This is a genomic window from Kitasatospora sp. LaBMicrA B282, assembly GCF_050325825.1.
GTDB lineage: Bacteria > Actinomycetota > Actinomycetes > Streptomycetales > Streptomycetaceae > Kitasatospora.
In genome coordinates, this window is record NZ_JBNQTI010000077.1 from 1 (window position 1) to 13109 (window position 13109).

Genomic DNA, 13109 nt, shown 5'->3' on the forward strand with positions numbered 1-13109 from the left:
GTGCCCCCGGCCGGTCCTCGGCCGGGGGCACCCCGGTGGCCGCTACCACGTGGGGGCGATCTTCTCGCCGGTGTCGGCGCGGTGGACGGCGATCGCCTCCATCGGGCAGAGCTCGGCCGCCTCGGTGACCTCGGCCAGCGCCGGGGTGCGGTCACGGCGCGGGTGGGCCCGGCCGTCGGGGCCCACCGCCAGGTCGTCGGGGGCGGTGGCCGCGCAGAGCCCGGTGCCGGCGCAGCGGGTGCGGTCGACCGAGACCACCGCCTGCTCGCCGCTCACCAGGCCACCGGCAGGCTCTGCGGGCTGCGGGTGAGCAGGCCGGTGCGCCAGGCGATCTCCTCGACCGGGACGGCGAGCCGTAGCCCGGGCAGCCGGCCGGCCAGCCGGTGCAGGGCCAGCTCCAGCTCCATCCGGGCCAGCCAGGCGCCCAGGCAGTGGTGCGGGCCGGCACCGAAGGTCAGGTGCGGCGCGTCCGGCGGGGCGAACAGGCTCTCCTGCCAGGCGCCCGGGTAGACGGCCGGGTCGTGGTTGGCCGCGAAGACGTCGGCCGCCACCACGTCGCCGGCCCGGATCAGCACCCCGCCGATCTCCACGTCCGCGACCGCCCGGCGCAGGAGGCCCGGGGTGACCGTGGCGTCGCCCAGCGGCACCGCGCGCAGCAGCTGCTCGGCCACCGCGGCCGCCTGCTCCTCGCTGCCGGCCAGCTCCCGCCAGGCCTCGCGGTCCTCGGTGAGCAGGTAGACCAGCGCGTTGCCGAGGGTGGTCATGGTGGTCTCGTGGCCGGCCAGCACCAGGCCGACGGTCAGCATGACCACCTGGTCCTCCGGCACCTCGCCGTCCTCGTCGGCGGCCCGGACCAGCGAGCTGACCAGGTCCTCGCCCGGGTTGCGGCGGCGCTCGGCGACCAGCTCGGTGCCGAAGACCGCGAACTCCAGGATCGCCGCCTGCACCGCCTCCGGGGCGAAGGCGGTGGTGGCCAGGGCGTGTTCGCTCCAGTGCGAGAGCCGCTTGCGGTCCAGCCCGTCCAGCCCGAGCAGCCGGCAGATCACCGCGACCGGCAGCTCCCGGGTGAAGGCGGTGACCAGCTCGACCGGCTGCTCGGCCGCGGCCACCTGCTCGACCAGTTCCTCCACCACGGTGGCCACCCAGGGGCGCCAGCGGGCGATCGCCCGCGGGGTGAAGGCGCGTTGCACGGTGCGGCGCACCCGCTGGTGGTGGGGGCCGTCGACGTTCAGCAGGCTCTCGGGGGTGTCCAGGATGTTGGGGTACGGGGTGACCGCGGGGGCGTCCTCGGCGTAGAGCGAGGACCGGTCGAGCCTGGGGTCGGTGAGCACCTGGCGGGCGTCGGCGTGCCGGCTGATCCACCAGACCGGGGTGCCGGTGAGCAGGGTGGTGCGGACGGGCGGGCCGGCGGGGGCGGCGCGCAGGCAGTGCAGTGGGACGAGCGGCGCGGCGGCGGGCGGGTCGCTGTGGTCAAGGGACACGACAGTCCTCCAGGGAAACGGCCTCGGCGTGATGGACTCGCTACTGACGGTAAAGGGCCGGGCGCATGTCAACCAGGGGGCGCGACAGCCGAGTTGGCGGATCTGGGGGCGTGCGCCCGGCGTGCGGCGAGCGGCGCGAGCGCGCCCTGGTTGGCGGGGCGGTGGGCGCCGGAGCAACCTGGAGGAAGGGCTCAGGAGCGAGGTGCCCAGTGGCCGGCAGCCAGGCGGGCGAGCGCCCGCAGCACGGGTCGGACCCGGTGATCCGCACGGCCGCGCTGACCAAGGTCTACCCGAAGACCGGCATCGCGGCGGTGGACCGGCTGGACCTGGAGGTGCACCAGGGCGAGCTGTTCGGCCTGCTCGGTCCCAACGGCGCCGGCAAGACCACCACGGTCGGCATGCTCACCACCCGGGTGGTCCCGACCGCCGGCAGCGCCTGGGTGGGCGGGATCGACGTGGTCGCCCAGCCCACCCTGGTCAAGCAGGTGATCGCGGTGGTCTCGCAGCAGAACACCCTGGACCGCTCGCTGACCGTGCGGGAGAACCTGGTCTTCCACGGCCTGCTCTTCGGCTACCCCACCCGCGCCGCCCGCCGCACCGCCGACGAACTGCTGGACCGCTTCCACCTCACCCGCTGGGCCGACGCCTCGGTCTACGCGCTCTCCGGCGGCCTGGCCCAGCGCCTGATGGTGGCCCGGGCGATCTACCACCTCCCGGCCGTGCTCTTCCTGGACGAGCCGACCGCCGGCCTGGACCCGCAGAGCCGCCTCGCGCTCTGGGAGACCCTGGCCACCCTGATCGCCGAGGGTCAGACCATCCTGCTCACCACGCACAACATGGAGGAGGCCGACCAGCTCTGCGACCGGGTGGCGATCATCGACCACGGCCGGGTGCTGGCCCTGGACACCCCCGCGGCGCTCAAGCAGGCGGTGGACGCGGACACCGTGGTGACCGTGTCGGCCGCCGGCGAGCCGGCCGCCCTGGCCGAGCTGCTGGCCCGGGAGGTCACCGGGGTGAACCGCACCAGGCTGCTGCCCGGCGGGGTAGAGCTGCAGGTCAAGGGCGGCGGCGGGAACCGGCTGCTGCCGCGGGTGCTGGGCGCGGCCGAGGGCGGCGGCTTCGAGGTGGCCGACCTCGCGGTGGCGGAGCCCACCCTGGAGACCGTCTTCATCAGCCTGACCGGGAAGGAGCTGCGGGACTGATGGCTGCCGTGACCGGAACCCCGGCGATCAGCGTCCGGCCGACCCGCTCGGTCCTCGCCGCCTCGCGGGCCGCGCTCGGCGCGCTGGTCCGGCGCGACCTGCTGGTGCTGCGCAAGAACTTCGGCGAGTTCGCCGGGCGGACCATCATGCAGCCGCTGCTGCTGGTCTTCGTCTTCCTCTACGTCTTCCCGACCATCGGGCAGGGGGTCGGCTCGGGCGGCGGCCGGGCCGGGGAGTCGGACTTCGCCACCGTGCTGGTGCCCGGGGTGGTGGCGGTCACCATCATGTTCCAGGGCATCCAGTCGGTGGCGATCCAGCTCTCGCAGGAGTTCGGCTACACCCGGGAGATCGAGGACCGGGTGCAGGCGCCCTGCCCGCTCTGGCTGGTCGCGGTCTCCCGGGTGCTCTCCGGGGCCACCCAGGGGATGATCTCGGCGATCATGGTCTTCCCGATCGCCGCGGTGGTGCACGCGCCCGGCGTGCACGCGCACCTGTCGGTGCACTGGTGGGTGGTGGTCACCCTGATCCCGCTGGCCTGCCTGGCGATGACCTCGCTCGGCCTGGTGCTCGGCACCACCTTCGAGCCGCGCAACATCGGGCTGATGTTCGGCTTCGTGGTGCTGCCGCTGGTCTTCCTCGGCGGCACCTACTACCAGTGGACCAAGCTCGCCGCGGTCCGGGTCGGCGGCTTCCCCTGGCTGCAGACCCTGGTGCTGGTCAACCCGTTGATCTACATCGCCGAGGGCATGCGGGCCGGGCTGACCGAGGCTTCGCACATGCACCTCTACGTGGTCTACCCGGTGCTGCTCGGCTTCTGCGCGCTCTTCCTCAGCCTGGGCCTGCGGAACTTCCGCCGCCGGGTGCTCTCCTAGGACCCGTGCAGGCCTCGTTCAGGACCGACGGCTCGCCCGCACGGTGGCGCGCAGGGCGGCGGACAGGTCGCCGTCGCCGGTGCGCGGCAGGTAGAGCTCGCGGGTGAGCAGGTCGGCGAGGTGCGCAGTGGCCAGGCCGGGCTCGCGGCCGCGCAGCCGATGGGCGAGGCCGGCCCCGCCCAGCAGCGCGTGCAGGGCGCCGGTGGGCAGCGGCAGCAGCGGGGGCGGGGTGCGCCGGCCGGCCGCCGCGGCGAAGCGGGTCAGCAGCGCGCGCCAGCTGAGGTTGTCGTCGGCGATCGGCAGGTCGGCCTCGCGGCCCTGCTCCAGCGCCTCGACCGTACTGGCGGCGACGGTGTCGACGGTGACCACCGCGGTGCCGCCGACCGGGACCGCCAGCGGCAGGCCGGCACGCAGCCACGGCACCAGCGGCGCCCAGAGCGGGCGGCGGCCCGGGGTGGCGCCGAAGACGAACGGGATCTCCAGCACCGCCACCGGCAGCGCCCCGTCGGCCGCCCGGCGGGCCGCGACGGCCTGCGCCACCCGGCTGGCGACGTAGGGGTGACGTCGGGTCAGCCGCAGCTCGGGGTGGGCGCGGTGCAGCGCGCTGAAGTACGAGCCGTGCAGCACCGCCCGGCCTACCCCGGCCCGGCGGGCACCGATCAGCAGCCGGCGCACCGGCTCGACGTTGCCGGCGTGGAAGTGCTGCGCGGCCGGCGCCGGCGGCACCGTGCGGTCGTCCACGCCGGCCGCGAAGACCACGCCGTCCTGGTCGGCCAGCAGCTCGGCCCAGTCGTCCTCGGTGAGACGGGTCGCGTCGCCGGTGCGCAGCGCGGTGCCGGGGCGCGGGGTGCGGGCCAGCACGGTCACCCGGTGGCCGCGCGCGGTCAGCAGCTCCGCCACCGGGCGGCCCAGGAAGCCGGTGCCGCCGACCACCAGGACCCGCATGCCCGCCCCCTCAGCTGGCTCTGGTCGGGCCTTGCCCCGACTCCGCGGCAGGCTGGTGCCGCCGAGTCTCGGCTACGCCCTCCCGGCTGCCCGCACAACCGGTGCCGGGCAGGTTACTCCGCGCCGAACCGCTCGCGCCAGGCCGCCAGGTCCTCGTCGGTGATCTTGGCGAAGAGCACCGGCGGGACGGTGAACGGGGTGCCCGCCGCCACGAAGTCCAGGGCGGCGGCCTGCTCGGCGGTCACCCACTGCGGCTCGTCCGTGTTCTCCGGGGCGAAGGCCGCGCGGATCACGGCGCTGGTGGCCGGGATGAACGGCGCGGAGAGCACCCCGTAGAGGTGGATCAGGTTCATCGCGGTGCGCAGGGTCAGCGCTGCGCCGTCCTGGTTGGTCTTGATCTCCAGCCAGGGGGCCTTGGTCTCCAGGTAGACGTTGCCCGCGCTCCACAGTGCGCGCAGGGCCTGGGCGGCCTTGCGGAACTGCAGGGTGTCCAGGTGGCCCTGGTACTCGGCGAGCAGGCCGGCGATCTCCGCGCCCAGCGCCTGCTCGGCCTCGCCCGGCGCGTCGCCGGCCGGCACGGTGTCGCCGAAGCGCTTGAGCGAGAACGAGAGCACCCGGTTGACGAAGTTGCCCAGGGTGTCGGCCAGGTCCTTGTTGACGGTGGCGGAGAAGATCTCCCAGCTGAAGCTGGTGTCGTCGGACTCCGGCGCGTTGGCCATCAGGAAGTAGCGCCAGTAGTCGGCCGGCAGCAGCTCCAGCGCGGCGTCGGTGAAGATGCCGTGCTTCTGGCTGGTGGAGAACTTGCCGCCGTAGTAGTTCAGCCAGTTGAAGGCCTTGACGTAGTCGACCTTCTTCCACGGCGCCCGGGTGCCGAGCTGGGTGGCCGGGAACATCACGGTGTGGAAGGGGACGTTGTCCTTGGCCATGAACTGGGTGTAGCGGACGTCGGTGGTCTGGTACCACCAGGACTTCCAGTCCCGGTTGGCCGGGTCGGCGTCCGACCACTCCTTGGTCGCGCCGATGTACTCGATCGGCGCGTCGAACCAGACGTAGAAGACCTTGCCCTCGGCGGCCAGCTCGGGCCACACGTCGGCCGGCACCGGCACGCCCCACTCCAGGTCGCGGGTGATCGCCCGGTCGTTGAGGCCCTCGGTCAGCCACTTGCGGGCGATCGAGGAGGCCAGCGTCGGCCAGTCCTTGCCGTGCTCGTCGATCCACGCCTCGACCTCGCCGGCCAGCTTGGACTGGAGCAGGAAGAGGTGGGTGGTCTCGCGGACCTCCAGCTCGGTGGAGCCGCTGACCGCCGAGCGCGGGTTGATCAGGTCGGTCGGGTCCAGCAGGCGGGTGCAGTTCTCGCACTGGTCGCCGCGGGCCTTGTCGTAGCCGCAGTGCGGGCAGGTGCCCTCGATGTAGCGGTCCGGCAGGAACCGGCCGTCGGCGATCGAGTAGACCTGACGGATCGAGCGCTCCTCGATGAAGCCGTTGGCCTTCAGCTCGCGGGCGAACTCCTGGGTGATCTCCCGGTTCTGCACCGAGGAGGAGCGGCCGAAGTAGTCGAAGGAGAGCTGGAAGCCGTCGTAGATGGCCTTCTGCGCGTCGTGCGCCTGGGCGCAGAAGTCGGCCACCGACTGGCCGGCGGCCTTGGCGGCCAGCTCGGCCGGGGTGCCGTGCTCGTCGGTCGCGCAGATGTAGAGCACGTCCTGGCCGCGCTGGCGCAGGTACCGGGAGTAGACGTCCGCCGGGAGCATGGACCCGACCATGTTCCCCAGGTGCTTGATCCCGTTGATATAGGGAAGCGCGCTGGTGATCAGGTGTCGAGCCATCCTGGGATGCTCCCGTTCATGTGTGGTGTCACGGACTGTGCAGCCAGTCTATCGGCCTGCCGCCGACGGGCCGTACCGGATAAACCCCTGGGGCGGGGGTGCCGGCCTGCGGGGCTCTCCGGGGTGGGGGCGCTGCACCGGCGGGTGGGGCCCGGCGGGGTGCAGCGGTCCCGGTGGTGGGACCGGCGGAGGGGCGGGTGGATCGTTCGCAGGACGAATGGACCGGAATGGACCCGAACGAAACCCGAACGGAGCGGTCAGCGCTCCAGGTCCGTTTCGAGGGCCAGCAGTTCGGCCACGCTCTGGCGGCGGCGGATCAGCCGGGTCCGGTCGCCCTCGACCAGCACCTCGGGGATCAGCGGGCGCGAGTTGTAGGTGGAGGACATGCTCGCACCGTAGGCCCCGGTGTCGTGGAAGACCGCCAGGTCGCCGATCCCGGCCCGCGGCAGCGGCACCGACTCCACCTCGCCGCCGGGCAGTTGGGTGAAGACGTCACCGGACTCGCAGAGCGGCCCGGCCAGCACCGTGTCCACGGTGGGAGCGGTGCGCGGCGAGCCGTCCGGCGCGAACAGCGAGACCCGGTGGCCGGCGCCGTACATGGCCGGCCGCATCAGGTCGTTGAAGCCCGCGTCGACCAGCACGAAGTGGTTGCTGCCCACCGGCTTCTGCGCCCGCACCTCGCTGACCAGCACCCCGGCCCCGGCGACCAGGAACCGCCCCGGCTCGATCTCCAGCCGCACCGGGTGGCCGAGCTCGCCCACCAACTCCTGCCGCGCGGCGTCCCAGAGCCGGAAGTACCGCTCGGTGTCCACCTCCGGCTGCCCCGGCGCGTACGGCACCGAGAGCCCGCCGCCCGCCGAGATCGCCCGCAGGTCCCGGCCCGCCAGCCTGACCTGCTTGACCATCGTCTCGCAGACCGTCTCCAGGTGGCCGTAGTCCACCCCGGAACCGATGTGCATGTGCAGGCCCACCAGGTCCAGGCCGTACCGGTCCACCAGGGCGAGGCTCTCCGCCAGGTGCTCGTGCCAGATGCCGTGCTTGCTGTGCTCGCCGCCGGTGTTGGTCTTGCGGCTGTGCCCGTGGCCGAAGCCCGGGTTGATCCGCAGCCACACCGGGTGCCCCGGGCTCGCCGCGCCCACCTGCTCCAGCATCTGCGGCGAGCCGGCGTTGACCGGCACCCGCAGCTCGACCACCCGGGCCAGGGTGGCCCGGTCCAGCAGGTCGGCGGTGAAGACGATCGGCTCGGCGGGCCCGTCGGCCTCGGCCGAGCAACCGACCGAGTAGCCGGCCAGCAGCGCCCGTTCCAGCTCGCCCAGCGAAACCGCGTCCACCAGGGCGCCCTCGGCCCGCATCAACCGCAGGATGTGCGTGTTCGAACAGGCCTTCTGGGCGAACCGGATCACGTCGAAGCCGCGCAGCTTGGCGAGCTGACCGCGGATGTGCTCGGCGTCGTAGACCCAGGCCGGAGTGCCGTACTCCGCGGCGATCCGGGCCAGCCGCGGGCCGTCGAGGGCGGGGGTGGAGGTCACGGGAGTCCTGTTCGGCGAGGGGCGGGCGGGGTGGGCGGGAATGGGGCAGGCCGAAATTGTGCGGGAAAGCGTGCCGGGATTTCCGCGGTGTCCGACAGGCGGACGGCGGCGGAATTTCCGCCACCGTACTGGGGTCAAGGACGGTCTGAAAAATCCGTGGAGGAATTCCTGAGCGTGGCGGCGCGGGCGGGAAATTGGGTGGTTTCCCGGGAGCGGCGAGGAGATATTTCAGGAGCGGTGCTGGGTGAGCGTGGCGGCCGCGTGACGGGCGACGGTCTCGGCGGTCGCCGCGGCGTGCGCGGGGTCGTGGGAGGCGTCGCGGTAGCCGACGGTGAGGATCGTCGACCCGCAGCGGACGGCGACCTGGGCCACGGGCTCGGGGTCGGCGGACTGCCAGGCGAGGGCGACGTCGCAGATGCCGGCGAGGGGGCGGGCGGTGGCGGGGAGACGGTACATGGCGAGGCTGGCCTGCTGGGCCCCGGAGAGACCGGCGGCAGGCAGCATCTCTTCGACGCCGATGGCGAGTCGTGGGTGGACGCCGGTGGGAGAGGCCCACCCGCAACCGGCGGGGCTGGGGTGGCCCTGCCAGCCGCCGGGGGCCAGGGCGGCGGAGTCGGCGGGGGAGAGGAGGGCGCAGGGGGCGGGTGGCGGGGTGTGCCGGGGTATGGCCGAAGGTAGCTGGACGACCGTGGCGATGGTGAACATCGCGCTCCAGAGAGCCACCTGGCTCTGCGACAGCCGTTCCTCGAAGCGTGCGTCGTCGGCGGCAGCCTCCAGTCGCACTGGTCTGCCGGCCAGTCGGTCGCGCAGCCGGGCGTGCCGGAAGACGTAACCCCCCGAGACCTGCCGAATCACACCGCGGCCGCGGGCGTCTGCGAGGAATCCGAACGTGTCCCACGGTCGCCTGCCACAGCAGGCCAGCAGAGTTCGGGAGATGGCGAAGAGCACCCAGCAGGAGTTCGCACAGGCCAGCAGCACCAGCGCGAGAAGCGAGCAGCCCTCCGCAGCTAGCCGGGCCGCCGGACTGATGGCGCGGGCCGGTACCTGGTGCACCTCGTTCAGCGACAGGGCGAGGTAGATCAGGGCCAGAGGGTTGGCCTTGCGGAGGGTGACGAGCAGCAAGGTGGCGGTCCGGTCGCCCGGCAGCAGAGCCTTCGGGCCGTGGCCCCGCGGCCGGGCGGGAAACCAGAACCCCACGGTGACGGGTGTCAGCAGGAGCAGGACGGGCCAGAGCTCGCGGATGCGTCCGGCGAAGAACAGGAGCGGCAGCACGCAGGCGGCGCAGGTGACGAAGGTGCCTGCCAGGTCGAGGCGCTGGTTCAGCGGTCGGTGGAACGCCCGTGCACTCGTCGCGGGAGCGAGGAGGAGGATGGCCGCCGGGATCAGCTCGAACCAGGCCAAGTGGGGAAGTCCGAGGTACTTGTCACTCCGGGACCCGGCCCAGAACGTCGCGCCGGCCGCCAGGAAGACGGCCAGTCGCGTGAGTACCTCCGCCACCACCCGCTGTGTCCGCCCGCCCCACTCCCACCAGGTGATCCGGTGGCCCGGGGTGCGGGCCAGGCGGTGCAGCCAGCGGTACGCCTGGTCGGCGGTCCACCGGCCGCTGGTGGGTCCGCTGTCGTAGACCGCGGGGATCAGCCGGTCCAGCAGATGGTCCTCGAGGGCTTCCCGGGTCGGGAAGTACAGGAGTTCGTCAGGGTCGGCGCCGGTGTCGCTGTAGGCGGTGCGGGCCAGGGCCGTCATCAGCGGGGTGGTCAGCACCTCGCGCAGGTGGGGTGGGCCGGCCGGGTCCGCCAGGGCCGCGAGGACCCGGGACCAGTCGGCGCCGGTGTGCGGGCGGCTGGTCCGCGGCAGGTAACTCGCCAGGGCGTGGGGTGCAAGCGGTTGTAGCTCCACCACGGCGGCGGCGGCGAGGACCTGGAAGGCCAGGACTGCCGCCTGGTACTCCTCCCGGCGGCTGGTCAGTACCAGGGGTTGGTCCGGGTCCAGGGTCCGGTTGAGCTCGTAGATCGCCCACTGGCGTCCGAGTTCCGGAAGTTCGTCGAGGCCGTCGAGGACCAGCAGGAGCCGGCCGCTGTGGAAGAGTTCCTCCGCCAGGGTGCTGCCGGACGGGGTTCGGGCGGCCAGCTCAGGGTGGTCCCCGGCCAGTTGGGCGGCCACCCAGCTGGCGAGCAGTTGTCGGGCCGGGTCCCAGTCGGCCAGCGGAAGCAGGACCGGAACACGCTCGCCGGTGGCTCTCGCGCGCAGCCGGTCGAGCACGAAGGACAGGGCGAGCGCACTCTTGCCCATGCCGCCGTCGCCCAGGACGACCAGGCGACGCGTCGGCAGGCGGTCGAAGACCTTGCTGAACTCGTCGAACTGGCCGGACAGTTGCAGTGGTCCGGCGCCGAGGTTCTCCGGATGGTCGGCCAGCCATGGAGCGGCGGGCCGCCAGGCGACCGGCAGTGCGGCCGGGCTCCGTAGGCGGCGCTGTTTCTCCTCGTCCGCCCACTGTCTGCGCTGCGCCTTGGCGAGTGCCTCGGCGGCGTCGTCCAGCCGGATCCTGAGCGACGCCGGGTTGCGCTTCCAGCGCCACCAGGTCAGTGGGTCCCGGGCGAGGTAGGCGGCCAGCAGCCAGCACGCGGCCGGGCCGACCAGTTGCGACGGGGACCAGGTGCCGTACCCCGGTAACGGTCGCCAGGCGAGCAGCGTGCCGGCGACTACGAGCCCGGCGGTGAGGACGAGCAGACCGGGGGCGGGGCGTCCGGTGGGTGGGGGAGGGGCGGGCGCCGTGGTGCTGATGTTCACCTGCGGGTCGCGCCCTTGTATGACGACGTCGGCCCGCCCGCCACTGATCTCGCTGTGCGTATCCCCGCCCCGACCGCTCATGGCCGCACGCTACTCCCCCCGTCACGCACCGCTGCGCCCGGCTGACGGATCGTCGACTGTGGTCGTCGCTCGGTGGGTCGGTGAGGGTGTGGTGTGCATGTCCAGGCGATCGCCGCTTTTGCCCTATTCGTCACTCGATGGGCCTTGCTGTGCATCTGACCTGCGCTTACCTTCTGCGCATGCCTGCACCGCTCATCTCCGTCGTCCTCCCTGCCCATGACCAGCAGGGACAGCTCGCGAGTTGCCTGGAGTCGGTTCTCGACCAGTCCTTCGGCGGCTTCGAGGTGATCGTCGTCACCGATCCGTCGCCCGAGTGCCCCGCCGAGCTGCCGCCGGCCGCGCAGGCGGACGGGCGGGTGTCGCTGCTGCGGCTGAACGCCGCCGTCGGGGTGGGGCAGGCCCGCAACGCCGGGGCCGAGCGGGCCGCGGGGCGGTACCTGCTCTTCCTGGACAGCGACCACCTGCTGCCGCCCGGGGCGCTGCTGGCGCTGGCCGAGCGGGTCGCGGTGGCCGACGACCCGGACGTGCTGCTCTTCGGGCACACCCGGCTGCACGCCGGTCGGATCTGGCCGGGCGCGGCGGCTGGGCTGTTGGCCGGGGTCGCCGAGGCGGCCGGGCCGGTGGGGTTCGCGCCGACCGAGCACCCGCGGCTGTTCGAGGCGCCGGCCCAGGTGTGGGACCGGCTGATCGGCACCCGGCTCTGGCAGCGGGCCGAACTCGCCTTCCCCGAGGGGGAGTACGAGGAGGTCCCGGTGGCCCACCGGGCGCTGCTGGCGGCCGGGCGGGTGGCGGTGCTGCCGCAGGAGCTGGTGCAGATCCGCCGGCGGCACACGGTGCACCCGGCCGGGTCGCCGGGCAGCAGCACCTTCGACCTCTTCGAGCAGTACGAGCGCAGCTTCGAGGCGCTGGCGGCGCACCCGGAGGCGGAGGCGGTGCAGCCGTACCTGTTCACCCGGATGGTCCGGCACTACCTCTTCGTCTTCGACCTGGCCGGCTGCGTCAGCCGGGCGGAGCGGCCGAACTTCTTCCACCGGGCCGCCGAGCACTACCAGCGCTTCCAGCCGCCCGGCTTCCGGCGCCCGGGCGGGCGCGAAGGGTTCAAGTTCTCGCTGCTGGCCGGCGGCGCGTACAGCGCGTTCGAGGTGGCGAAGCTGTCGCAGATCGCCCGCACCGCGGTGACCGGGCGCGGCAAGACCGGCTGAGCGGCCCCGCGGCCTTGTGCCCCGCCACGGCCCCGGGCTCAGGGGACCGCGAACGTCCAGCGGGTCGGCGAGCCGGTGAAGTCGGCGTCGGTGAGGCCGAAGACCGAGGACGGGCGGACCTCGAAGACGGCGTTCACGGCCGGGTCGAGGAAGTCGATGCCGTAGTCCACGGCGTACTTGGCGTTCAGCGCGGCCAGGAAGGCGGCGATCTCGCCGGGCCCGGTGCGCACCGCGGCCCGGCCGTCCAGCACCACCGGCTGGTGCGGGTCGGCGGTGCTGATCGCGCAGTCCGGGCGGGCGGCCAGGTTGCGGTACTTGCGGGAACGGCGGCTGCTGCTGAACCAGAGCGCGTCGGCCAGCCAGACGCCCCAGACCGGCATGGTGTGCGGTCGGCCGTCCGGGCGGACCGTGCAGACCCAGTAGTCGTGCGAGTCGGTCAACCGGGCCACCGCCCAGGACCAGGGCAGCAGCCCGGTGCCCTGGTCGGCGGGGCGGATCCCGTAGCCGGGCATGTGCGGACGGGCGGCGGTGGGTTCGGCTCCGGGGGCCGCCGGTGGATCCGCCGCGGGCATCCCGGTCAGCCGCCCATCGCGGCCTTGGCCCGGGCGGCCATCTCGGCCGGCGGGACGTCCTCGACGTGGGTGGCGATGTTCCAGCGGTGGCCCCAGGGGTCCTCGAAGGTGCCGGACCGGTCGCCGTAGAACTGGTCCGCGACCGGGCGCAGCGCCACCGCGCCGGCCGCCATCGCCCTGGCCCAGACCCCGTCCACGTCCTCGACGTACACGTGGATCATCACGGGTGTGCCGCCGACCGTCTTCGGTCCGCGCGAGCCGACCTCCGGGTACTCGTCGGACAGCATGATCACCGAGTCCCCCAGCCGCAGCTCGGCGTGGCCGATCCGGCCGTCCGGGCCGGTCATCCGGTCGCCGCGCTGTTCGGCGCCGAGCACCGAGACGTAGAAGTCGATCGCGGCGGCGGCTCCGTCGACGGAGAGGTAGGGGCACACGCGCGGGTATGCGTCCGGGACGGCTTTGACGGCGCTCATGGGGCCTCCACGGCTGGGGGGATCGGCGTCCGGGCCAGCGTGGCACGGGGGCTCCGGGGGTGCCGGGGAGCCGCGCGGGGCTGTCCATCGGGTGGGTCAGCGAGGCGAGCAGCGCTTTTGGTGATCTCCCTCGTTAGATTGG

General features: G+C 73.3%; 11 protein-coding genes. 3 read left to right on the top strand and 8 right to left on the bottom strand.

The features are described from left to right. Window positions 1-42: 42 nt before the first annotated feature. Window positions 43-276, bottom strand: a complete 234-nt coding sequence (locus ACQRUO_RS21505; RefSeq protein ID WP_428317634.1) for a ferredoxin — start codon at window positions 274-276, stop codon at window positions 43-45. After that, window positions 273-1481 (bottom strand): cytochrome P450, encoded by a 1209-nt coding sequence (locus ACQRUO_RS21510; RefSeq protein ID WP_428317635.1) that lies wholly within the window; start codon window positions 1479-1481, stop codon window positions 273-275. Before ACQRUO_RS21510 ends, ACQRUO_RS21505 begins: the two co-directional genes overlap by 4 nt. Window positions 1482-1690: 209 nt before the next feature. Between ACQRUO_RS21510 and ACQRUO_RS21515 the strand changes: the two genes are divergently transcribed. Beyond that, window positions 1691-2683 (top strand): ATP-binding cassette domain-containing protein, encoded by a 993-nt coding sequence (locus tag ACQRUO_RS21515; RefSeq protein WP_428317636.1) that lies wholly within the window; start codon window positions 1691-1693, stop codon window positions 2681-2683. Continuing rightward, the gene (locus tag ACQRUO_RS21520) at window positions 2683-3555 is read left to right on the top strand and encodes an ABC transporter permease (protein WP_428317637.1); all 873 of its coding nucleotides are present in this window, start codon (window positions 2683-2685) and stop codon (window positions 3553-3555) included. Before ACQRUO_RS21515 ends, ACQRUO_RS21520 begins: the two co-directional genes overlap by 1 nt. 18 nt (window positions 3556-3573) lie before the next feature. Here ACQRUO_RS21520 and ACQRUO_RS21525 read toward each other — a convergent pair whose 3' ends face one another. The 4 genes from ACQRUO_RS21525 to ACQRUO_RS21540 form a co-directional block, all read right to left on the bottom strand. Then, on the bottom strand, window positions 3574-4500 hold the full coding sequence (locus tag ACQRUO_RS21525) for an NAD-dependent epimerase/dehydratase family protein (RefSeq protein ID WP_428317638.1): 927 nt from the start codon (window positions 4498-4500) through the stop codon (window positions 3574-3576). 113 nt (window positions 4501-4613) lie between these two features. Beyond that, the gene (gene metG / locus ACQRUO_RS21530) at window positions 4614-6323 is read right to left on the bottom strand and encodes a methionine--tRNA ligase (RefSeq protein ID WP_428317639.1); all 1710 of its coding nucleotides are present in this window, start codon (window positions 6321-6323) and stop codon (window positions 4614-4616) included. A gap of 257 nt (window positions 6324-6580) precedes the next feature. Then, complete coding sequence (gene lysA, locus ACQRUO_RS21535) at window positions 6581-7852, bottom strand: diaminopimelate decarboxylase (RefSeq protein WP_428317640.1); 1272 nt, start codon at window positions 7850-7852, stop codon at window positions 6581-6583. A gap of 228 nt (window positions 7853-8080) precedes the next feature. Beyond that, window positions 8081-10720 carry an NACHT domain-containing protein gene (locus ACQRUO_RS21540; protein ID WP_428317641.1) on the bottom strand — a complete coding sequence of 880 codons (2640 nt, stop codon included), beginning with the start codon at window positions 10718-10720 and terminating at the stop codon, window positions 8081-8083. A 179-nt stretch (window positions 10721-10899) separates the two neighbouring features. On the opposite strand from ACQRUO_RS21540, the gene ACQRUO_RS21545 reads away from it, so the two are divergent. Beyond that, entirely contained in the window at window positions 10900-11922 is a 1023-nt protein-coding gene (locus tag ACQRUO_RS21545) for a glycosyltransferase family 2 protein (RefSeq protein WP_428317642.1), read from the top strand. 38 nt (window positions 11923-11960) lie between these two features. On the opposite strand, the gene ACQRUO_RS21550 is transcribed toward ACQRUO_RS21545, so the two are convergent. Together ACQRUO_RS21550 and ACQRUO_RS21555 are read right to left on the bottom strand one after the other, a co-directional pair. Continuing rightward, on the bottom strand, window positions 11961-12434 hold the full coding sequence (locus ACQRUO_RS21550; protein WP_428317643.1) for a pyridoxamine 5'-phosphate oxidase family protein: 474 nt from the start codon (window positions 12432-12434) through the stop codon (window positions 11961-11963). A 65-nt stretch (window positions 12435-12499) separates the two neighbouring features. Beyond that, the gene (locus tag ACQRUO_RS21555) at window positions 12500-12967 is read right to left on the bottom strand and encodes a VOC family protein (RefSeq protein WP_428317644.1); all 468 of its coding nucleotides are present in this window, start codon (window positions 12965-12967) and stop codon (window positions 12500-12502) included. Between the last annotated feature and the right edge of the window lie 142 nt (window positions 12968-13109).

Coding starts and splice junctions, on each gene's coding strand:
- ACQRUO_RS21525 (WP_428317638.1), bottom strand. CDS start 4,500: ATGCGGGTCCTGGTGGTCGGCGGCACCGGCTTCCTGGGCCGCCCGGTG.
- ACQRUO_RS21520 (WP_428317637.1), top strand. CDS start 2,683: ATGGCTGCCGTGACCGGAACCCCGGCGATCAGCGTCCGGCCGACCCGC.
- ACQRUO_RS21555 (WP_428317644.1), bottom strand. CDS start 12,967: ATGAGCGCCGTCAAAGCCGTCCCGGACGCATACCCGCGCGTGTGCCCC.
- ACQRUO_RS21545 (WP_428317642.1), top strand. CDS start 10,900: ATGCCTGCACCGCTCATCTCCGTCGTCCTCCCTGCCCATGACCAGCAG.
- metG (WP_428317639.1), bottom strand. CDS start 6,323: ATGGCTCGACACCTGATCACCAGCGCGCTTCCCTATATCAACGGGATC.
- ACQRUO_RS21550 (WP_428317643.1), bottom strand. CDS start 12,434: ATGCCCGGCTACGGGATCCGCCCCGCCGACCAGGGCACCGGGCTGCTG.
- ACQRUO_RS21540 (WP_428317641.1), bottom strand. CDS start 10,720: ATGAGCGGTCGGGGCGGGGATACGCACAGCGAGATCAGTGGCGGGCGG.